Annotated in this window: 15 protein-coding genes; 4 read left to right on the top strand and 11 right to left on the bottom strand. The window is 50.5% G+C overall.

Going from position 1 to position 22,163, the window contains the following annotated elements:
- Positions 1-56: 56 nt before the first annotated feature.
- The 5 genes from QVO66_RS12040 to QVO66_RS12020 all read right to left on the bottom strand — a co-directional run bounded on the left by QVO66_RS12040 (position 57) and on the right by QVO66_RS12020 (position 10,300).
- Positions 57-2,414: an ABC transporter permease gene (locus QVO66_RS12040; RefSeq protein ID WP_021855741.1), complete on the bottom strand. Its 2,358-nt coding sequence runs from the start codon at positions 2,412-2,414 to the stop codon at positions 57-59.
- Positions 2,415-2,539: 125 nt separating this feature from the next.
- Positions 2,540-4,933, bottom strand: a complete 2,394-nt coding sequence (locus QVO66_RS12035) for an ABC transporter permease (protein ID WP_021855740.1) — start codon at positions 4,931-4,933, stop codon at positions 2,540-2,542.
- Between the two features lie 104 nt (positions 4,934-5,037).
- Positions 5,038-7,395 (bottom strand): ABC transporter permease, encoded by a 2,358-nt coding sequence (locus QVO66_RS12030; RefSeq protein ID WP_021855739.1) that lies wholly within the window; start codon positions 7,393-7,395, stop codon positions 5,038-5,040.
- Between the two features lie 338 nt (positions 7,396-7,733).
- On the bottom strand, positions 7,734-8,987 hold the full coding sequence (locus QVO66_RS12025) for an efflux RND transporter periplasmic adaptor subunit (RefSeq protein ID WP_021855738.1): 1,254 nt from the start codon (positions 8,985-8,987) through the stop codon (positions 7,734-7,736).
- Entirely contained in the window at positions 8,972-10,300 is a 1,329-nt protein-coding gene (locus QVO66_RS12020; protein WP_125104963.1) for a TolC family protein, read from the bottom strand. Before QVO66_RS12020 ends, QVO66_RS12025 begins: the two co-directional genes overlap by 16 nt.
- Before the next feature lie 324 nt (positions 10,301-10,624).
- Here QVO66_RS12020 and QVO66_RS12015 point away from each other — a divergent pair, with 324 nt between their 5' ends.
- The gene (locus tag QVO66_RS12015; RefSeq protein WP_021855736.1) at positions 10,625-11,950 is read left to right on the top strand and encodes a sigma-54-dependent transcriptional regulator; all 1,326 of its coding nucleotides are present in this window, start codon (positions 10,625-10,627) and stop codon (positions 11,948-11,950) included.
- Complete coding sequence (locus QVO66_RS12010) at positions 11,940-13,079, top strand: sensor histidine kinase (protein ID WP_021855735.1); 1,140 nt, start codon at positions 11,940-11,942, stop codon at positions 13,077-13,079. The genes QVO66_RS12015 and QVO66_RS12010 overlap by 11 nt, the downstream gene beginning before the upstream one ends.
- A 244-nt stretch (positions 13,080-13,323) precedes the next feature.
- On the opposite strand, the gene tsf is transcribed toward QVO66_RS12010, so the two are convergent.
- The 4 genes from tsf to rplM form a co-directional block, all read right to left on the bottom strand.
- Positions 13,324-14,313: a translation elongation factor Ts gene (tsf, locus tag QVO66_RS12005; RefSeq protein WP_021855734.1), complete on the bottom strand. Its 990-nt coding sequence runs from the start codon at positions 14,311-14,313 to the stop codon at positions 13,324-13,326.
- Positions 14,314-14,352: 39 nt separating this feature from the next.
- A complete protein-coding gene (gene rpsB, locus QVO66_RS12000) occupies positions 14,353-15,201 on the bottom strand; it encodes a 30S ribosomal protein S2 (RefSeq protein WP_021855733.1) in 849 nt (282 codons plus the stop codon).
- Between the two features lie 264 nt (positions 15,202-15,465).
- Positions 15,466-15,852 carry a 30S ribosomal protein S9 gene (gene rpsI, locus QVO66_RS11995; protein WP_021855732.1) on the bottom strand — a complete coding sequence of 129 codons (387 nt, stop codon included), beginning with the start codon at positions 15,850-15,852 and terminating at the stop codon, positions 15,466-15,468.
- Between the two features lie 10 nt (positions 15,853-15,862).
- Complete coding sequence (gene rplM / locus QVO66_RS11990) at positions 15,863-16,324, bottom strand: 50S ribosomal protein L13 (RefSeq protein WP_021855731.1); 462 nt, start codon at positions 16,322-16,324, stop codon at positions 15,863-15,865.
- 589 nt (positions 16,325-16,913) lie between these two features.
- Between rplM and QVO66_RS11985 the strand changes: the two genes are divergently transcribed.
- Positions 16,914-18,734, top strand: coding sequence for an aminotransferase class I/II-fold pyridoxal phosphate-dependent enzyme (locus tag QVO66_RS11985; protein ID WP_021855730.1), 1,821 nt, complete (start codon positions 16,914-16,916; stop codon positions 18,732-18,734).
- A gap of 18 nt (positions 18,735-18,752) precedes the next feature.
- Positions 18,753-19,757: an NAD/NADP octopine/nopaline dehydrogenase family protein gene (locus tag QVO66_RS11980; protein ID WP_021855729.1), complete on the top strand. Its 1,005-nt coding sequence runs from the start codon at positions 18,753-18,755 to the stop codon at positions 19,755-19,757.
- A 99-nt stretch (positions 19,758-19,856) separates the two neighbouring features.
- On the opposite strand, the gene QVO66_RS11975 is transcribed toward QVO66_RS11980, so the two are convergent.
- On the bottom strand, positions 19,857-20,666 hold the full coding sequence (locus QVO66_RS11975) for a LicD family protein (RefSeq protein WP_021855728.1): 810 nt from the start codon (positions 20,664-20,666) through the stop codon (positions 19,857-19,859).
- Between the two features lie 151 nt (positions 20,667-20,817).
- Complete coding sequence (locus QVO66_RS11970; RefSeq protein WP_021855727.1) at positions 20,818-21,921, bottom strand: glycosyltransferase; 1,104 nt, start codon at positions 21,919-21,921, stop codon at positions 20,818-20,820.
- Positions 21,922-22,163 lie beyond the last annotated feature (242 nt).

The following is a 22,163-nucleotide window of genomic DNA, read 5'->3' as shown; positions in this document are numbered from 1 at the left end:
GTTTAATGATTTTTCTTGTTGTCTGCTTGCCGCAGCCTTGTCTTACGGTGTCCGGTCTATTCCTGCCTGATGTTCTTCACGGGGTTTTCGTTGCTCGCCATCCAGCTCTGCACAGCCACGGCAGCCAAGCTGATAAGCATAACGATTACTCCTGCCGCCACAATCCACGGCCACCATACTATGCGGTAGCTGTATTGTTCAATCCATTTCGACATGAAATGAACGACTATCGGCACGGCTATGACAAATGCGATGCCCACGTATAGCATGAACGTGCGTATCAGTCTTACGCGAATCTGGTTGCCCGTAGAACCGAACACCTTGCGCACGGCAATCTCCCTTGCGCGCTGCTGTATGAAGTATGTCGACATAGCCACAAGTCCGAGCAGCGAGATTATGATGGCAATGAAGGCGAAGAGCGATACGATTTTAGACGTGCGGATTTCCTGCTCGAAGCGTTTCTCTATCTGTTTGTCTACAAACGGCGGTGTGCTTTCGTCCACTTCCTCATGAAACACCTCTTTATATATCTCCTTTATCCGGGCGTATGCCTCCATTGGGTCGCCCTCTACGAGTATTGATATGTTGAGGGGTTGCTTAATGTTCCTGCACGTCAGCAATATTATGCCTTTCGTGTTGTTGCATATGTCGCGCACGTGGAAGTCGTTGATTACGCCCCCGTATCTTGCGCTTTTTGCAAAGTATGTCAGCACGAAACTGTCAAACCTTTCGCTCATATGCGTTGAGTTTGGTTTCATATGCAGATATTTCAGGGCTTGGTCGTTCATGTAAATTATGCTGTCACCTTTCAGGTTGAAGTCGTTTTTCATCTTTATGCCGTATATCTTCATCATTTCAGGCGTGCCTGTTATGAAGTTGAAGCGGCTTATGTCCTTGTCCCCTTCAAATTGCACAGACGGGTCGTTGCCTCCGTCAGCCGGGGTTCCGTTAGACGGGGCCACAGCCTTTACCGGCGGAAGAGTGCGCAGACGGTTGATAAACTCGTTGGTAAGGTCGTTGTCCGTTGTGTAGTTAAGCTTTAAGGCTATTATGTTCTTCGTGTTGAAGCCAAGCGGAGCTTTCGTCAGATGAAGCATCTGGCAGACCATAATAAAGGTGCATGCCAGCATGGTTATGGTTATGATGTTCTGTATGGTTATGAAGATGCGCGAGAAAATCATCTTTGTCTGCGTGCGGAATGTTCCGCGCACAACCTCGATAGGCTTCACCCGTGACAGTATTGTGGCAGGAAGTATGCCGGCAATGATGCTCACCGCAATGACGACAACAGCCGTCAGACCAATGCAATATGGGTGTATGAGCAAAGACAGGTTGAGCTTTGTGTCGAGCAACCGGCCAGCATAAGGGGCGGCTATATGTACCAGCATAACGGCGATAAGCAGCGAAATGGCGCACATCACGAGCGATTCTATGAACAAGTTGACTGCCACTCTGCTCTTGCTGCACCCGAAGAGCCTGCGTGTAGCCATCTCTCTTGCGCGGTAACCGCTTTGTGCAACGGTCAGGTTTATGTAGTTGATAATGGAGAAAAGCAGCGTAACGAGTCCCACGGCGAACAGAATTTTTACCAGCATAAGGTTGCCGAGATGTAGTCCTGAATAGGCGTTGAGTCCGGAGAAATACAGTTTGTCAAGGCGCGTTATCGTGGGATGCCAGTCTTTGACGGTCTCATGCAGATACGTTTTCACTTCATTCCGTTTAGCCATGAAGTCGCAGTTTTCGTGTACCTGTATGAAAACCGAGCACATAAGGTAGTTTGCAAACTGATAGAAATACTCATCCTTGTTTGCAAGGTTCTTGCAGAAAGAGAAGTCGACTATTGCGTCAATGTCTTTATCTATGATGGTGTTGTCAAAGTCTGCCACCACTCCGGAAACGCGAAAGTGGGTGTTGTCGGCGGTTGTTATGTCACGGCCAACGGCATTTGCCGTTCCGAACATGCGGAGCGCCAAGCTCTCCGTCAGCACAATGTTACCTTTCTGCATGAGACAAGTGGCGCGGTTGCCATAGAGCAGGGGGAAGTCGAACATGTCGAAGAATGTCGAGTCGGTCTCCATTACATTTATGTTGACAAAGTTGTCCCTGTCTTTCAGCTTCATGTTTTCGGTTGTGAAGCCGCATGTCTTTTCTATTTCAGGATATCTGTCACGCAAGTATCTTTGGACTATATGGTGACAGTTGGCCGTACCGATGCTGTCGTCGGACATCAGTCCTATGTTGTATATGCGCTTTGCCTTGCTGTGCTGCCGGTTGATGCTTGTCTCCTGCCATGTGTACAGTCCGATGATGATGACAAATGTCAGGCTTACGGCCAGTCCGAACACATTCACTGCCGTGTATATTTTGTTCCTTGAGAGAAACGTGAAATAGCTTCTAAGGTTGAAGTTGCTCATTGCTGTTTTCGTATATACATTACAAATATTATTTTTCCTATGCCTTATGCGGCTGTCTTGCCCATGTGGACATTTGCCAGAGGCATCGTCTTCAGTTGTAGAGATTTATTCCTGCCTGATGTTCTTCACGGGGGTCTCGTTGCTCGCCATCCAGCTCTGCACTGCCACGGCAGCCAAGCTGACAAGCATAACGATTGCGCCTGCCGCCGACTTATAAGCATAACGATTACTCCTGCCGCAACAATCCACGGCCACCATACGATGCGGTAGCTGTATTGCTCGATCCATTTCGACATGAAATGAACCACTATCGGCACGGCTATGACAAATGCGATGCCAACGTAGAGCATGAACGTGCGTATCAGCCGCAGGCGTATTTGGTTGCCGGTAGAGCCGAACACCTTGCGCACGGCAATCTCTCTTGCGCGCTGCTGTATGAAGTATGTAGACATTGCCACAAGTCCGAGCAGCGAGATTATGATGGCTATGAAGGCGAAGAGCGACACGATTTTAGACGTGCGGATGTCTTTTTCAAAAAGTTCTGCTATCTGGCCGGTTACAGTCATAGGCCTGCTGTCGTTTATTTCTTCCTTAAACACTTCTTTATAAACCTTCTTCACTTCGTTTAGTGCGTCAACGATGTCGCCTTTCACCTTTATCGTTACATACCAGGGATATTCAATCTTGTCGTTTACGAAGATGAAATACGGACTTATCGGCTGCATAATATTTGTCGTATGAAAATTGTTTATCACTCCTCCGTATCTTACGTCGGCAGGCAGCATGTTGGAGTTTGTACTTTTGTATCTGCGGCTGAGGTGTGTGTCCGTAGGTTTCATGTGCAGCAGTTCCAGGGCCTGGTCGTTAAGATACAGCGTGTTGCCCGACTGTATCTTACTGCCGTTTTTGGGCGTTATGCCGTATATCTCCATAAATTCCGGCGTTACGTTGAATATGTGTACGGTCGTCTGCGCCTTGTCTCCTTCAAAAGTTATTCCGGTATTGTTTCCTCCATATACGGCACATCCACAGGTGGCTGTGGCTTTTTCTGTACACGGCAGCTCGCGCACTTTGTCTAGAAATACGGTGAGGTCGTTGCCGTTGAACTTCCACGGATCAAATAGGCTTATTATGTTTTCCCTGTTGTATCCTACCGGAGCATTCAGCAGATGCCGCATCTGTATAGACATTATAAGTGCACACGACAGCAGCACTATCGTAATCAGGTTTTCGGTTGTTATGAAGATGCGCGAGAAAATCATCTTTGTGTGTTTTGTCAGCGTACCTCTCACCACCTCAATCGGTTTTACCCTTGACAGCACAGTGGCCGGAATGATGCCTGCCAGCAGGCTTACAGCAACGACAAACAGCACTATTGCGGCTATGGCCCATGGTGTGGCCAGTATTCCTGTGTCTATGTCCTTGCCGATTATGCGGCCTGCGAATCCGGCTGTGGCGGTGGTCATTGCAGCGGCTATAATGCATGAAAAGGCACACATGGTGAGCGACTCGCTGAACATGTTGGTGCTGATGCCGGCCCTGCTGCATCCGAAGAGGCGGCGCGTGGCCATCTCTCTTGCGCGGTAGCCGCACTGCGCCACGGTCAGGTTGATGTAGTTCATGATTGAGAACAGCAGAATCACCAGTCCAACGGCAAGCAGGATTCTTACCATGTTAATATTGCCAAACTGCATGACGTTTACCTCCGGCGTGTCGTTGAAGTAGAGTTTGTTGAGCGGTGTCAGGAACGGCCGTAGGGGCATTGCCGGCTCATAGGGCCAGAATGTAGGCCAGAACTTTTGTATGTCGGCTTCTTTCTGCATCAGGTCGCAGCCTTCGCGCACCTGCACGAAGCAGGCACAGTTGGTTACGTTTATCTGTCCCGGAAAGTATTTGTCCATGTTTCCTTCACCTTCACGTTCGGCATAAGCAAAGTCAACAAGCGCATCTGTGTTCTTTGATATTATCGTATTGTCGAAGTTTTGCACCACTCCCGTAACCCTGAAGTGCAGCGAGTCGGTGGTCATTATGGTGCGTCCCAGTACGTCGTCTGTGCCGAAATACCGGTGCGCAAACTGTTCTGTAACCACAATGTTGCCCTTGTTGCTAAGGCAGGTGGCACGGTCGCCGCGCAGCAGCTTGAAGTCGAACATAGAGAAGAACGTCGAGTCGGTGTTGATAGTGTTCACGTTCAGAACATCGTCGCGGTCTCTGACCTTTATGCTTCCTGTCACCATGCCGCATGTGTTTTCAATCTCCGGATAGTGCATGCGCAGGTTACGCAGCGACGCGTGGTGGCAACCCATCACCCGGCTGCTGTCATCCATAAACTCAAGTCCTATGTTATATATTCTGTCTGCCTTGCTGTGCTGGCGGTCGATGCTTGTCTCCTGCCAAGTGTACAGTCCGATGATGATGACGAATGTCAGGCTTACGGCCAGTCCGAATACGTTCACAGCCGTGTATGTCTTGTTCCTCGAGAGGAACGTGAAATAGCTTTTAAGGTTGAAGTTGCTCATATCCTGTATCTGTTATGTTACACAAATTTTATACTTGTCCGTTCATTTTTCAGAGTTTCCCGGTCATGGCGAAGCTTTTTTTCACGATGTTCTTTCCGTGACTCTTACTCCTGCCTGATGTTCTTCACGGGGTTTTCGTTGCTCGCCATCCAGCTCTGCACAGCCACGGCAGCCAGACTTATAAGCATAACGATTACTCCTGCCGCAACAATCCACGGCCACCATACGATGCGGTAGCTGTATTGCTCGATCCATTTCGACATGAAATGAACCACTATCGGCACGGCTATGACAAATGCGATGCCAACGTAGAGCATGAACGTGCGTATCAGCCGCAGGCGTATTTGGTTGCCGGTAGAGCCGAACACCTTGCGCACGGCAATCTCTCTTGCGCGCTGCTGTATGAAGTATGTAGACATTGCCACAAGTCCGAGCAGCGAGATTATGATGGCTATGAAGGCGAAGAGCGACACGATTTTGGTTGTGCGCAACTCCTGCTTGAAGCGTGCCTGCACATACTTGTCTACGAACGGCGAAGCGGACTCGTCGATGTCTTCGTGGAACACTTCCTTGTATACATCCTTTATCTTGGCATATGCCTCCACGGGGTCGCCGCTGACGAGGATTGAGATGTTCCACGGATTCTGTATGTTGTTGCACGCCTGTACGAGCAGGGGGTGCTGCTCTTCGAGAATGTTGCGTATGCGCAATTCGTTGAGCACGCCGCCGAATTCAGCATTCTTGCGGAAATACCCATACCTTATCTGTTCGTATCGGCTGCTAAGGTGTCTGTCCGTGGGTTTCATCTGCAATGCCTTCATCGCCATGTCGTTAAGATATACAATGCTGTCGCCTTTGGCGTGCAGGTCGTTTTTCAGCGTAAGGCCGTATATCTTCATCATTTCGGGTGTGCCGCTGATGAACTGGAACGACCATTCGCGTTTCTCCCCGTCAAACGTTACAGTGTTGTTGTTGCCGCCTGTAGCCGGAGTTCCGCATGACGGAGCCACTGCCTTGACGAACGGCAACGAGCGCAGACGGTCTTCAAATTCGCCTGAATTCCGGCTGGAGTAGTTGTCGGGATATTCTATGCAGATAATGTTCTCGGTGTTGAAGCCCAGCGGTGCCTTTGTAAGATGCAGCATCTGCATCGACATTATCATGGCGCATGCCAGCATGGTTATGGTTATAATGTTCTGCACCGTTATGAAAACGCGCGAGAATATCATCTTGGTGTGTGTGCGGAACGTGCCGCGCACCACCTCGATGGGCTTCACCCTTGACAGTATTGTTGCCGGAAGCACACCTGAGGCGAGGCTCACCAACAGGATGAAAGCCGCCATGATGCCGACAGTAAGCGGACTTGCAAGCAGGCTGAGGTCGAGCTTTGTGTCAAGCAGCTGGCTTGCGTATGGCGCACACGCACAGGCCAACGTCACGGCTATGAGCATGGAGATGACGCACATAGTCAACGATTCGGTGAACATGTTTACGCCGACGGTGCCCCTGGTGCAGCCGAAGAGGCGGCGGGTGGCCATTTCGCGTGCCCTGTATCCGCTCTGTGCCACGGTCAGGTTGACGTAGTTCATTATGGAAAATAGAAGTATCGCAATGCCCACGGCGAGCAGTATCTTTACCAATGTAAGATTACCCATTTGCATAAGAAAGGCATCAAGACCTGAAAAATACAGTTTGTCGAGGCGTGTTATGATAGGGTGGTTATCTTCCCAGAATGTCTGGAAGTAGGCGTCCACGTCTTTCTGCTTTGCGGCGAAGTCGCAGCCCTCACGCACCTGCACGAACGATGCCGCACCGGTTATGTTGACCATGTGCGGAAAATTTTCGTCCATGTTTGCCATATTGGTGGTGTATGAGAAGTCGATTACGCCCTGTATATCCTTGTCTATTATGGTGTTGTCGAAGTCTTTAACCACGCCTGTAACACGGAAATGATTGTTTTCGGCTGTTGTCAGCGTGCGGCCTATTACCGCAGTGTTGCCGAACAGACGGCGTGCGGCACTCTCCGTCAGCACGATATTGCCCTTTTGTTTGAGGCAGTTTGTGCGATTGCCCTGCAGTAAGGGGAAGTCGAACATTGAGAAGAACGTCGAGTCTGCCTCGAGAACATTTAGATTGACAAAGTTGCCGTTATCTTTCAGTTTCAGACTTCCTGCTGTGAAGCCGCACGTCTGTTCTATTTCAGGATACCGTGAGCGCAGGTATCGCAGCACGGCGTGGTGGCAGTTGGCTGTTCGCCATGTGCCGTCGTCCATGTTGAGGCCTATGTTGTAAATGCGCTTTGCCTTGCTGTGCTGGCGGTCGATATAGAACTCCTGCCACGTGTACAGTCCGATGATGATGACGAATGTCAGGCTTACGGCCAGTCCGAACACGTTCACAGCCGTGTATGTCTTGTTCCTCGAAAGGAACGTGAAATAGCTTTTAAGGTTAAAGTTGCTCATATTTTATGCTGTTATTATGTTTCATTTTTCGTGCGCCTTGCAGCCCTTTTCTGTGCTGTTTGCCGCATTTGGTTTGTTGACTTATAACCGATTGATAATCAAAAGGTTATGTGAGGCATTGCAAAAGACCGTCTTTTAGCCTCTGAAAGGTGCCTTTTTACAGCCTGAAAGACCATGTTTTGCAGTGCGAAAGGCCACCTTTTGCATTACGCCTTTGCGGCTGTTGTCTTGCGGCACTGTTGCCAACGCGAAATATATTTACATCTGACGGTTGCCGTAATGTATCTTTTCCGATGTCAGACACGGCTCATTCTGCCGGCATCTCAGGTTTGGCGTGATTATTCGAGCACGAGTATTTCGTTGTTCTTATAGCCCTCATATCCGCTCACTATCACCTGCTCGCCTGGTTCGAGGCCCTCAAGCACCTCATAATATTGCGGATTCTGCCGCCCTATGCGTATCTTGCGCCTGTATGCCTTGCGACCGTCTTTGTCGAGAACGAATATCCACGAGCCTCCCGTCACGCTGTAAAACGTGCCTTTGGGTATGATTATTGCCTTTTTCGACTCGCCAAGTTGCAGGTCGACATAGTAGGTCTGTCCCGTGCGTATGTTCTTCGGACGCGAGCCGCTGAAGGTGAAGTCTATCTTGAAGCGACCTTCGCGCACCTCCGGATACACCTTGCGCACGGTCAGGCGGTATGTCTTGCCGTTCTGCTCGAATGTGGCCGACAGTCCGGCATGCACGCGGTCGATGTAGTGCTCGTCCACCTGTGCCTCCACCTTGTAGTCGCTCAGGTCGTTGATGACGCCTATCTTCTGTCCCGGCGATATGCTCTGGCCCAGTTCTACGTCCAGCAGACCAATCTCGCCGTCTATTGTAGAGCGCACGTTGAGCCTTGCCTTGCGCTCGCGCACCAACTCAACGTTCTTGCGCATCGACGCCAGGTCTGAAGCCATCTGCTCCACCTGCGAGCGGTTAAGCTCGTTGGTCTTTTTGAGCCGCTGCCTTATCAGCTTCTCCTTCTGCACCGCCAGCTCATATTCCTCCTTAGCCTTCAGATAGTCTTCGCGCGAGTTAAGCTCCTCCTTCTGCAGCGCCGCCTGGTGGTTGTATGCCCTGCGCTTTGTCTTTACGTCCATGCTCAGCTGCAGTGCCTCGTTGCTGTTGTTAAGCCGGTCCTGCTCCATCGACAGGCGCGTGCTGCGCAGCATGTTCTGCTTCTCAGCCAGTTCGCTCTCTGCGTTGAGTATCTCGAGGTCGAGGTTAGAGTTGTTGAGGCGTATTATAACGTCGCCCTTGCTCACGTGTGTGCCTTCCTCCTTCACCTTTTCGAGCACCACGCCGCCTTCTTCCGACGATATCTGCACCACCTGTATGGGCACCACGCTGCCGTCTACGCTCACGTAGTCGTCAAACTGTGCCTTGCTTACCTTGCCTATGCTGAGGCCGCGGCGGTCTACACGCAGCGTCGACGTGAAGTTCATCGTGGCGAGCCATATCAGCAGCACTATTATAAGTGCGCCTCCGCCGGCCCACAGCCAGTATTTTTTGGGAATCCAGTATTTCTTCTGTTTCAGTTTAATGTCCATAGCGGTTCGTTGTTTATGTAGTATCTTACGAGTTTCTGCCTTATGGCGAGCAGCATTCTCAGCTGCAGCAGCGTTATGCTGCTTTCGAGATAAGTCTGTGCCGCCTCGTGTATGTCGAACGTAGAGAGCATGCCTTCCTCATATTTGCGGTAAGACAGGCGGTAGGCCAGCGAGTCGGCAGCCACCTTCTTCTCCATCTGTCTCACTTCCTTCTGGTAGCCCTCATAGTCGGTTACGGCCTGCAGGGCGGCGTCGTTCAGCTTGCGCCGCGCGTCCTGTGCGTCGAGCATGGCGAGCTGATAGTCGGCCTTGGCACGCTTTACCGAGCTCCATGTGGAAGGAGAGAAGATGGGGATAGACAGTGTAAGGTAGACATACTCGCCCAAGTTGTTGCGAAACTGCGACCTGAACGGCAGTCTGTCCTGATGTTGAGAGAGATTTATGTAGTAGTTGGTTGATACGCCGGCACCCAGCGACAGCTGCGGCAGCAGGTCGGCACGTCTTATTTTCCATTCGAGTCTTGCCTTCTCGACGTTGGCTTCTGCCATTATTATGTCGGGCTTGCCGCTCAGCGCCATGCTGTCCACCGTGAGACTTGAGGGCATCTGCGACGTAAGCGCAGCCATCGAGCAGTCGGGGCTGAGCGAGTCGGCGGCAGGATAGTTCATAGCCGTCTTCAGGGCAATAAGGGCGGTGCGTGCCAGGTTCTTCTGGTGCAGCAGGTTGTAGTCGTCCTCAGCCACCTGACTCTCCATCTGCACCACGTCCGGCCGGCTCTTCTCGCCCAGTTCGTACAGTCTGCGCGTCTTTGCCAGCAGAGCCTTCGAGTCGGCAAGCTTTCTGTCGGTAAGTTCTATCGACTTGATGGCATACACGGCGTCGACAAACTTCTGCATCACGTCTATGGCCTTGTCGTCCTTAGCCTTCTGCAGCGCCGTGGCAGCCGTGTTCTTGGTTATGCGGGCCTTGCGGAACGCGTTCCATGTGTGCCCCCAGTCAACCACGGGCAGCGACGCACTTATCTGATATCCGTTGTTGAATGTAGTAACATTGTTATATGTGTTGGTCTCCGGGTCGATGTTTCGTCCCCAGTTGTACTGTCCGCTCACCTGGGCCGAGACGCTTGGCAGGAAGTCGAGCAGCGAGGTGCGGTATTCCGTCAGGGCCTGTTTCTGCTCTATGCGCTCGCGTCCCACTTCGGTAGCATGCTCAATGGCATAGCTGACGCAGCGGTCGAGCGACCATTCCTGTTGTGCGCCGGCAGCCCCAGGGGCGGCAAGTGCGAGAGTAATTATGGCAATTTTCATATTCATACACCATTATCATTGCCAAAACCGTGCCAAAATACCTATGTTGCAGTATATCAGGTAGATACTGCAAATCCGTGTTTTTGTGAGTGTCCAAAAATTAGACACTGGCGTATAAAAATTAGACAACAGACACGGTTGAGGCCGGAAAATGGCTTTATGCAGGCTGTCTTGCTGCTTTTAGCCGTGCCGCGAGCCGTATGGCTGTGCGTGTGATGGGGCATGAAGGTGGCATATAGTAATATTATTTGTGAATATCTGAAAATTTAGTGTCCAAAAACTTTACACACTCTTGCTTTTGTCGGTTATACAACCTATCTTTGCATTGAAATGAAACAGGGAACAATACTTATTGTAGACGACAACCGCAACATCCTGACCACCGTGAAGATGCTGCTCGAGAACACCTTTGAGCATATTGTCGCCATAGCCAATCCGAACAATATTCCGGCGCACCTGCGTGAGGACAAGCCCGACGTGGTGCTGCTCGACATGAACTTTCAGAGCGGAATAAACAGCGGCAACGAGGGACTTTATTGGCTCGGACAAATCAAGAAGATGCGTCCGCAGGCCAAGGTGGTGCTGTTTACGGCGTATGCCGACATCGAACTGGCCGTGAGCGGGATTAAGGCGGGCGCCACTGACTTCATCGTAAAGCCGTTTGACAACGACAAGCTGATAGCCACGCTGAAGGAGGCGTGCAGCAAGTCGGCCGGCGGCTCTGATGCCGGCAGCGGCGAGAGCGGCATGTACTGGGGTGTGGCTCCGTGCATGCAGGAACTCAGACTTATGGTAACTAAGGTGGCAGCGACCGACGCCAACATACTGATAACCGGCGAGAACGGCACGGGCAAGGAGGTGCTGACCAACGAGATTCACCGTCTGTCGCACCGTAGCGGCAAGAGTCTGATGACGATAGACATGGGAGCCGTGAGCGAGACGCTGTTTGAGAGCGAGCTGTTCGGCCATGTCAAAGGGGCATTCACCGACGCCAAGGCAGACAAGGCAGGCAAGTTTGAACTGGCTGAAGGCGGCACGCTGTTTCTCGACGAGATAGGCAACCTGAGCTACGCATTGCAGGCAAAGCTGCTGACGGCCCTGCAGCGCCGCAGCATTGTGCGCGTGGGCGGCAGTGTGCCTATACCTATCGACGTCAGACTGATATGCGCCACAAACCGCGACCTCAGCGATATGGTGACTAAGGGCGAGTTTCGCGAGGACTTGCTCTACCGCATCAACACGATACATCTGCATCTGCCCTCGCTCCGTGAGCGTAGAGAAGACATTCCGGCGCTGGCACGCCTCTTCCTCAACAGGTATGCGGCAATGTATAACAAGCCCGCAATGGAGCTTACGCCGGCTGCCGAACAGAAAATAAAGGATATGCCGTGGTATGGCAACATCCGCGAACTGCAGCACGCAATAGAGAAGGCCGTGATATTGAGCGACGGCAGGGAGATAGGCGAGCAGGACATAAGCGGCAGCGCGTCTGTTGCGGAGAAACCTATGGAAGGCGTGCAGACAATAGGCGAGATGGAGAGCCGGCTGATAGAAAAGACAATACGCGAGTGTGACGGCAACCTGTCGCAGGTGGCGTCGAGGCTTGGCGTGTCGCGCCAGACATTGTATAACAAAATAAAGAAGTATGGACTTTGATGTTGCTCTTCTGCTCCTGTTTGCCGTCGTTGCGGCCGCAGGCTGTCTGTATTTCTGGCGGCGCTACAGGTCGACAGTCAGAAAGGTAACCTTCCTTTTCAACGCTATCGACAACGGCGACTATAGCTTCCGCTTTGCCGAGGGCGACAAGGCGGCAGGCGACAGAGTGCTTAACAGGTCGCTGAACCGGGTGAAGGACATACTGATGCATGCGCGCGACGAGCAGATGGAGCGAGAGAAATACTTTGAACTTATACTTGATTCTGTCGACACGGGCATTATCGTGGTTGAGGAAGGCCGTGGGGTGGTGCTCCGCTACAACCGTGCTGCACAGAAACTTCTGCAGCGTGAGGTGATAACGCACGTCGACCAGATAAAGGAGACGATGAAAAACTTCTCATCGCGCGAGACCAACACATTTTTGAAAGGGCGCCGTGTGAGGATTGTTGCCTTCAGCGACATCAAGGGCGAGCTTGCCAATCAGGAAATCGACTCGTGGGTTAAGCTTATACGTGTGCTTACTCACGAAATCATGAATACCGTAACGCCTATTGTGTCGCTCAGTGATACGCTGCTGCGCCATTCGGAAGGCGAACAGCATGAGGGACTTTCGGTAATTAACCGCACGAGCAAGGAACTGGTCAGGTTTGTTGAGAACTACCGCCGATTTACCCATGTTCCTGCGCCGCAGCCTACGCTCTTTTACGTTAAGCCGTTTCTTGAGCGGATGGCGAGTCTTGCCAGACAGTATCTTAAAGACGGCTGCACTGTTGAGGCCGACGTGCTTCCGGGCGATCTTATTGTATATGCCGATGAGGGACTTATAAGCAGGGTGGTGTCTAATCTGCTGAAAAATGCCGCCGAGGCAGTACCTGCCGGTGGGCATATATGGATGAAGGCTTACACCGGCGAGAACGACACCGTGGTGATAGACGTAATAGATGACGGCCCGATGATACCCGACGATGTGGCCTCTCACATATTTGTGCCTTTCTTCACGACAAAGAAAGAAGGCAGCGGCATAGGGCTTTCTATATCCAGACAGATAATGCGTGTGAGCAACGGCTTTATCTCTCTTGTTACCGACAGGGCTAACCGACTGACTATCTTCAGGCTTATCTTCAACTAATTTCTGGCTTGTACCGGTGTGACGAGTTTAACAAGGCAACACGTCACGCTGTATGTGTCTATCATTCAGTTTATTAAAGACAGATGTGACGAGTGATGAGCTTATTCAGAAACTTTTATTGCATATACTTATAGGCAGGATTCCTGATTTATTCTCCATGTCTTCGTGTATATGTAACAAGGCATAAAAAAAACTGCCCCAAAATGTTTGAGACAGCTTTTTGTTTATTGTTTTGCTTTAAGGATTATTCAGCACGGAGTGTGAAACGCTTGAAAGCAACAACTGTGAGCTCCTTGTCGGCAGCCTGCAGATACTGAGCAACAGTCTGCTTGCTGTCCTGGATGAACTCCTGGTTGAGCAGGCAAGAATCCTTGTAGAACTTAGCCATACGGCCCTTAGCGATGTTCTGAACCATCTGCTCGGGCATGTTGGCAGCCTTCTGCTCAGCTGTTTCTTTCTTTATCTTGCGTATCTCTTCAGCCTGAGCCTCTGTGATGTTGCCTTTAGCAATACCCTCAGCGATGTGCTCCTCGTTCTCAGCGATGTAGAGATTGAAGCCAGCCTTCTTCAGGGCAGCCTCTACAGCCTTGTTGATCTGCTCCTCTTTTGTCTTCTCGATAGCAACAGTCAGCTCAGTGTCTTTAACTTCCTGAGGAACGCTTGCCTCGTCGAGAGCAACAGGGTTCATAGCTGCTACCTGCATAGCAACAGCGTGAGCCTGCTCTTCAGCCGGCTTGTTAGTCTGAACCATTGTGCAGAGCAAGTGCTTGTTCATGTGGTCATAAACAGACACGTTGTCGCCTTCGAGATAGAGATATCCGTCAAGTTCGGTCTTCTCGCCTGTGATACCAGAGCGTGCGATAACCTCGTCCTGAACAGTGCTTCCGTTCAGAGGCAGAGCCTTAACTTCGTCAAGAGTCTTAGCCTTGGCAGCAACGGCAGCATCAAGGATGCTCTGTGTCAGAGCGATGAAGTCTTTACCGTTAGCAACGAAGTCGGTCTCGCACTTCAGGGCTATCATGGCAGAGAAACCATTGTCAGCCTTAACGAGTACACAGCCGTTAGATGTCTCGCGGTCGCTACGTTTAGCAGCGATAGCCTGACCCTTCTCACGGATGATTTGTACTGCCTTGTCAAAGTCGCCTTCAGCGTCTGTGAGGGCTTTTTTGCAATCTGCAAGACCGGCACCGGTCATCTTGCGGATTTTCTGTATATCAGCTATTGATACAGCCATAATTCGTATTTTCTATTTTAAGTTAGTTAAAATCAGATATTAAGCCTCAGCGGGAGCCTCTTCAGCTGTTTCTTCAGCCTTAGCAGCCTCTTCCTCTTTAGCAGGAGCATCCTTGCGAGCCTTGCGTGCGCGCTTCGGTTTGTCCTCTATAGCGTTAGCCTCAGCCTGCTCTTTTGCAGCTTTCTCGTCAGCCTTCTCTACCTTGCGCTCCTCAAGACCCTCTGCGATAGCAGCGCAGCAAGCGTTCAGGATAACCTCAACGCTGTCTTTTGCGTCGTCGTTAGCAGGAATCATGAAGTCAACATCCTTAGGATCAGAGTTGGTGTCAACGATTGCAAATACAGGAATACCCAGGCGGTTAGCCTCTTTAACTGCGATAGCCTCTTTCATAACGTCGATAACGAACAGAGCTGAAGGCAGACGAGTCAGGTCAGCAATAGAGCCGAGGTTCTTCTCGAGCTTAGCGCGCTGACGTGTGATCTGCAGAATCTCACGCTTAGAGAGATTTGAGTAAGTTCCGTCGTTCATCAGTTTGTCGATGTTGGCCATCTTCTTAACAGCCTTGCGGATTGTCGGGAAGTTGGTGAGCATACCGCCCGGCCAGCGCTCGATAACGTAAGGCATGTTTACAGACGCAGCCTTCTCAGCTACAACGTCCTTTGTCTGTTTTTTAGTAGCAACGAACAGGATTTTCTTTCCTGACTTGGCAATCTGCTTCAGTGCGTCTGCAGCCTCGTCGATCTTGGCTACAGTCTTGTGAAGGTCGATGATGTGGATGCCGTTGCGCTCCATGAAGATATAAGGAGCCATTGCGGGATTCCACTTACGTTTCAGGTGGCCAAAGTGGCAGCCAGCCTGCAATAACATATCAAAATTTGTTCTTGACATTTTCTTTTCTTTTTAATTGTTTTGTTTACTTTCTTTTTAGTTTTGTTAGAACCAACCGACAGGTAACCGCACTGCGGCATTAGCACCGCGGCATGACCATGAGCGCTTTCCGATTATCGCCGTTGCGGCGGGTCTTATCGGTTTAGATGCTAAACAATGTTCAGTCGGCAGACTTGGGGCTTCGCCGTACACAAGGTAAATAAAGCCTTGTGACGACGCTTCCACAGGCATGCCTTTATCTTTAGGAACAGTTTCCGCCAGATATTAACGCTTACTGAACTGGAAGCGACGGCGAGCCTTCGGACGACCCGGTTTCTTACGCTCAACGGCACGTGCGTCACGAGTAAGGAATCCGTGATCTTTCAGATTCTTCTTGTCTTCCTCGTTAATCTTAACGAGTGCGCGTGCAATGGCGAGGCGCAGAGCCTGGCTCTGACCTGTGAAACCACCACCATCGAGGTTCACCTTTATATCATATTTCTCAGCTACGTCAAGGAGCTGCAGAGGCTGCTTAACAACATACTGCAGAATAGCTGATGGGAAATATTCTGTAATGTCTTTCTTGTTTATTGTAATTTTGCCTGTACCTTCGCTTACGTAAACACGTGCCACGGCACTTTTACGGCGACCTATTGCATTAACTACTTCCATTATTGCTTAATTATTTATACTGGTTAATATCAATTGCTTTTGGCTGCTGAGCCTGCATATCGTGCTCTGTGCCATCGAATATATAAAGATTGTTCAAGATATGACGTCCGAGACGGCCTTTGGGCAGCATGCCTTTAACTGCGTGACGGATAATCTTGTCTGCACCGTCCTTGCGCTTGCGCAGCTCGGCAGGAGTGTTGAAACGCTGTCCGCCAGGATAACCAGTATAACGGGTGTACACCTTGTCGGTTTCTTTCTTGCCAGTGAATACCACCTTAGCGGCATTGATGATGATAACATTGTCACCACAGTCTACGTGAGGAGTGAAGTTAGGTTTGTACTTTCCACGCAGAATCTTGGCAACCTTAGAGCAAAGACGGCCAACTACCTGGTCTGTGGCGTCGATAACAACCCACTCTTTCTTTGCTGTTTCCTTATTTGCGGAAATAGTTTTGTAACTTAAAGTGTTCATTTTTAATTTTAAAATTACTACTAAAAAACGTTTTTAAATTCATTATTGCTTGAACGGCGATTCACTAACCGTCGCACTCGGCCAAAAGTACGACTATTAACACTCCGTTCCGGGGTTCTAAGAGTTATCCCCTTAATAATCGGACTGCAAAGGTACATATTTTTATTATAACTCGTTCGCAGGGAAGGGCGTTGAATGTGTTGTATTATATTTAATTAACTTAGTTTAACTACCGATGGGCGTCGCATAGCGTAAAACCTGATGCCTTTTCAGCAGAATAAATGCGGCTCGGCCAAGCAAAAAGTAAAAAAAACTGTGTTTTTTATTTTGCTTTGCTCTCACCTTTCATTATCTTTTCATAAGATAAGATGCGGTTCGGCTAAGCAAAAAGTAAAAAAACTATGTTTTTTATTTTGCTTTGCTCTCACCTTTCATTATCTTTGCCGACAGAAAGATAATCAGATTGTGGCGGCAGAATGTGCAGCTTTGGGCTTAGGCGTTGTTTACATGCTGAATATGTAAGCGGGTCTGATGGTGCTGCGGCACTTGAAACTTCTGCCGGATATCCAAATTTTTAAGACTATTTGTTATGCAGGCAATAATCCTTGCGGCCGGACTTGGGCGCAGACTTGGCGAATACACCAAGAACAACACTAAATGTATGGTAGAGGTCAACGGCGTGAAACTGATTGACCGTATGCTCGGACAGCTTGCGCGTCTTGACTTGCGGCGCGTGGTTATCGTTGTGGGATATAAGGGCAGTGAACTAAAGGCCCATATAGGCAACAGGTACGACGGCAGGCTCAACATAGAGTATGTGGAGAATCCTATATATAACAAGACAAACAATATTTATTCGCTTTCGCTGGCCAAGGAGCAGCTGCAGCAGGATGATACGCTGCTTATAGAGTCCGACCTTATTTTCTCCGACCGCATGCTGCCCATGATATTGAACGATCCGCATCCCAATCTTGCACTTGTGGCTAAATATGAGTCGTGGATGGACGGAACGATGGTAAGGATAGACAAGGAACGCAATATCGTGAACTTTGTCCCGAAGAAGGCTTTCAGGTTTGAGGATGTCGATGATTACTATAAAACGGTAAACATCTATAAGTTCAGCCGTGAGTTTTCGTGCCGTCAGTATGTTCCTTTCCTCGATGCTTACTGCAAGGCCTTGGGCAACAACGAATATTATGAGCAGGTGCTGCGCGTGATAACGCTGCTCGACAATTCTAACCTTAAGGCGCTTCCTGTTGGAAACGAGAAATGGTATGAGATTGACGACGTGCAGGACCTTGACATTGCTGAGACGCTCTTTGCCGAGGACGAGGAGATGATGCGCCGCTATAACTACCGCTACGGCGGTCATTGGCGCTTCCCGAAGATGCTCGACTTCTGCTATCTTGTCAACCCTTACTTCCCGCCCGAGCAGCTAACCGAGGAGATGAAGGCCAACTTTGACACGCTCATGCGCGAATATCCGTCGGGCATGTATGTCAACTCGCTGCTGGCCGGCAAGTATTTCGGCATCAGGCAGCAGTTTGTCGTTGTGGGCAACGGTGCGGCAGAGCTTATCAAGAGCCTCATGGAGCAGTCGGAAGGACTTACGGGCGTGGTGTTCCCTACGTTTGAGGAATATCCCCACCGCCTCAGTAAGGACGACATCGTGGCGTTTTATCCCGACAACAATGACCTGTCTTATACCGCCGACGACCTTATGCGTTTCTTCGAAGGCAGCGGCATAAAGAGTCTTCTGCTTATCAATCCCGACAATCCTTCAGGCAACTTCATTCCGGCAGACGATGTACTGCGCCTTAGCCGCTGGTGTGCCGGGCAGGGCATAAGGCTCGTTGTTGACGAGTCGTTTGTCGACTTCAGCGATGACTTTGAGCATAACACGCTGCTGCGCAACTCAACGCTCGAGGACAATCCCCGCCTTGTTGTCATCAAGAGCATATCCAAGTCATACGGTGTGCCGGGTCTTCGCCTTGGCATAATGGCGTCTGCCGACGAGCAGCTTATCAGCCGTGTGAAGAAGGATGTAAGCATCTGGAACATCAATTCGTTTGCCGAGTTCTACATGCAGATATTCAACAAATATCAGGCTGACTACACCCAAGCCTGCCATAAGTTTATTAGCGAACGGGCACGTTTCATGAAGCGCTTGCAGACAGTGTCTTACATGCGTGTGCTGCCGTCGCAGGCCAACTATTTCTGCTGTGAGGTGCTTGGCAAGTTCACGTCGCACGAACTGGCAAAGAAGCTCCTGGCGCAGTTTAATATAATGATAAAAGACTGCAACACTAAAACCTTCCTTGAGGGCAAGAACTTTGTCAGGATATCAGTGAGAGACACGGCCGACAACGACAGGCTTGTGGATGCACTGCTGGCTTTAGACAAACAATAACACAACAATACGCACGACATGAAAATATGTATCTGCGGAGGTGGAAACCTCGGACATGTAACAGCCGGATTTATTGCCGCAGCCGGCACCGATGAAGTGAGAATACTTACGCGCCGCCCGGCTCAGTGGGGCGAAACCTTGCTTGTCGACACTCCTGACCGTGGCACGCTCGAGGGCCGTCTGGCCTGCGTGTCGGCCGATGCCGCCGAGGTGGTGCCCGGTGCCGACATCGTTCTGCTCTGCCTTCCCGGCTTTTCGATAGAGTCTACGCTCAGCGAAATATGTCCGCATCTCTCTGCCTCCACGGTTGTGGGCAGCATCGTGTCGAGCACGGGCTTTTATTTCCATGCCAGGCGCCTGCTGCCTTCCGGCACACCTCTTTTCGGCTTTCAGCGCGTGCCCTTCATAGCCCGCACCTCGGAGTATGGCCACAGGGCGTCGCTCCTTGGGTATAAAAAGTCGCTGAGCATGGGCACGGACAACGTGGAGCATCCCGAACAGCTGCGTAGCGACATAGAGCGCCTCATGGCCACTCCTGTAACTCTTCTTGACAATATGTATGAGGTGAGTCTCACCAACAGCAATCCGCTGCTCCATCCCTCGCGCCTTTACAGCATGTGGAAAGACTGGAAGCCGGGTGATGTCTACAGCCGCAACAGCATGTTCTATGAGGAATGGACCGAAGAGGCGGCAGCCATTTATATCGCCATGGACAACGAGCTTAGCCTGCTGCTCCGTGTGCTTCCCGTTTCGCCCGGATGCATTCCCGGCGTGCTCGAATATTACGAGAGCACCGACGCCGCCTCTCTTGCGGCAAAGCTGCGCTCCATAGAAGCCTTCAAGGGCATACCGTCGCCAATGAAGAAGGTCGACGGGGGCTATGTTCCCGATTTTTCGAGCAGATATTTCACCGAGGACTTTCCCTACGGACTTGCCATAATACGCAATCTGGCAAAAGAAAAACATATACCTTGTCCGGTTATTGACAAGGTTTACGAGTGGGGAATGAGCAAGATTTCATGACCAGGTGTCAGTTGCGACAATACAAGAAAAGCCGGACAATGACCATTGCCCGGCTTTTCTTTTCTATTGTGTCTAAATCGTTTTTTCTTTTTCTTGATGCTATTCGCCGTCTTTCGGCTCGTTGCCGTCGGTCCAGTAAGCCTCGAAGCTGTGGGTTACGCGCTGGTCCACGGGCGGCAGCTTCATATAGTCGCCGTAGGTGCGGCTCAGATAGTCTTTATATCCTGCCATGGTCTTATACATTTTTCCCTCAAACTCAATGTCAACGTCGCCCTCTATGTCCTTTGCCGGCATGCATCCCTTTACCGACGGCCCGGCTTCGGTCATGTTGGCAACGGTGTTTGTAGGCTCCCGTCTTACCACCATGCGCTCAATCATGCCGTTTAGCATGCCCACGGTTACGGGCAGCATCTTGTAGCAATAGTAGGCCAGTGCCGACTTCAGATAGTTTCTCTTTGAAATTTTGCATCGCCTTATCTTATACAGCAGCCGCTTGCGCTTGAATATGCGGTGCCTTTCGGCCTCGTTGTCGCTGACGTAGTCTACTGGGAATATGTCTACATAAACGCCAATCTGGTATCCTTCTGTTTCTGTCTCAACGAGCAGCGTGCGTGTGTCTACCACCTTTGCAAATGTGTAGAAGTAGTTTTTCTCCTTCTTCGGGTCGAGCACGCGGTAGCGTCCGCCTGCGTCAGTATAGAGTTTCACAAATCTGTCGTAGTCTTTTCTCGGCATATACAGGTCGAGGTCGTCGTCCCATGGTATGTATCCCTTGTGGCGCACGGCTCCTATAAGAGTGCCGCACGACAGAAAATACATTATGCCGTTGGCAGTGCAGAATCTGTGTATGTCGTCGAGTATGCCCGTCTGCACCTTGCGCAGTTCGGCTATGTCGGTAATTCGTTTCATATCTTTTCCGCGTAAATCAGTTTGATGCAAAGGTAATGCTTTTTTATGTTTTTGCCGCATGGCTTTGTAAAAAGTAGCTTAACATGGGCCGTCCTGCCGGGCGTTATGTGCCTGTTGGTGCAGGCGTTGAGGCCTGCATGGCGTCATCAGGTCAGCCGTACACCTTTTCGTAGCTTGTCTGCATCTGTCTTACGCCGAATTTTGCGGCGGCAAAGTCGCGGGCGATGCGGCCTAACTTGTCTTTGTCTTCCTTTGCCACAATGTCGTTGAATATGTGCATGTAGGCGTCGATGCTGTTGCCGCTCACCTTCAGCGGCCAGTCGTCGGGCAGGGTGTCGCGCAGTCCGGGGCAGCTGTTGGCTATCACGGGCAGTGCCTCCATGCTTGCCTCGAGCGACATTATGCTCAGACCTTCAAACACCGACGGCATGAGCAGATAGTCGAACGATGACAGATATGCCGGCAGTCCGTGTATAGGGCCGCGCAGACTCACGTTGGGCAGTCCGCCGAGCTTGCTTTGCACAAAGGCGTGCATGCTGCCGTCGCCCACTACGTGGAAGAAGAAACGGCCGTCGCCGCTCAGTCTGCAGATAATCTCCACGAGCACGTCGATGCCTTTCTGTGGTTCGAGCCGTCCGGCAAACAGAATGTTCTTCTTGCCTTCAACAATTCCGTCAAACGGTTTCTGCGTCGACGGAGCCACACCATTATATATAATAGGTGCAGTCTGATGATATTCTGCCGTGTAGTTGTCGCGCACGGCTACAGATATGGCTATGTTTGAGTTGTTGCGTATAAAGAATTTCTCCACCTTCATCCCGGTCTTTTTCAGTCCTGTCCACAGCTGCGTGTTGTGTATTGTGCGCACCACCTTGCAGCCTCTGAGCAGCGTCGGGAACATCTTGAAGAACGAATATACGGCAAGGTCGGGCATCTCGGTGTGGCTGTGTATCACGGCAGGGCGGTATCTCAGAAACAGAAAGATAAACCACAGCGGAAAGGTAACTGCGGCGAGACGCTCAAACAGATAATGAAAATGCACCTCTGGCACCAGCCCCCGATGATATTTTATCCCCGCGTCCTCGAGTTCCTTTATAAACACCTTGGTGAACGCCGAGTGTGCGCGTATCAGTTCCACCACGTGATATTCAAAGCCTTCAGTCTGCGACTTGGCAATGTTCACGGCCACTCTCTCGGCTCCGCCCACATCGAAATGCGACACTATATGAAAAACTCGTTTCTTCTTATTCTGCATATCTGTTTATGGCAAAGTTGTTATATCTGCAAAAATACGAAGAATAATTGAGAATGGAGAATTGAGAATGGAGAAATGAAGTTCGGCGCAAGCCAATTAAGATTTGAGGATTTACATTATAGCTTGTCCGACGGATAAGCCACGCCCCATTCTTTGCGCAGGCTGTCCTACAAGCGGCATATATCAACAAGACTATTGTGCCGGCAGATTTGCACGAGTTGTTGAGCGCAGCGAAAAATCTG

The sequence above is a fragment of the Prevotella sp. CAG:255 genome, assembly GCF_000431195.1.
Taxonomy (GTDB): domain Bacteria; phylum Bacteroidota; class Bacteroidia; order Bacteroidales; family Bacteroidaceae; genus Prevotella; species Prevotella rara.
This window is presented reverse-complemented; position numbering and strand designations above follow the sequence as displayed.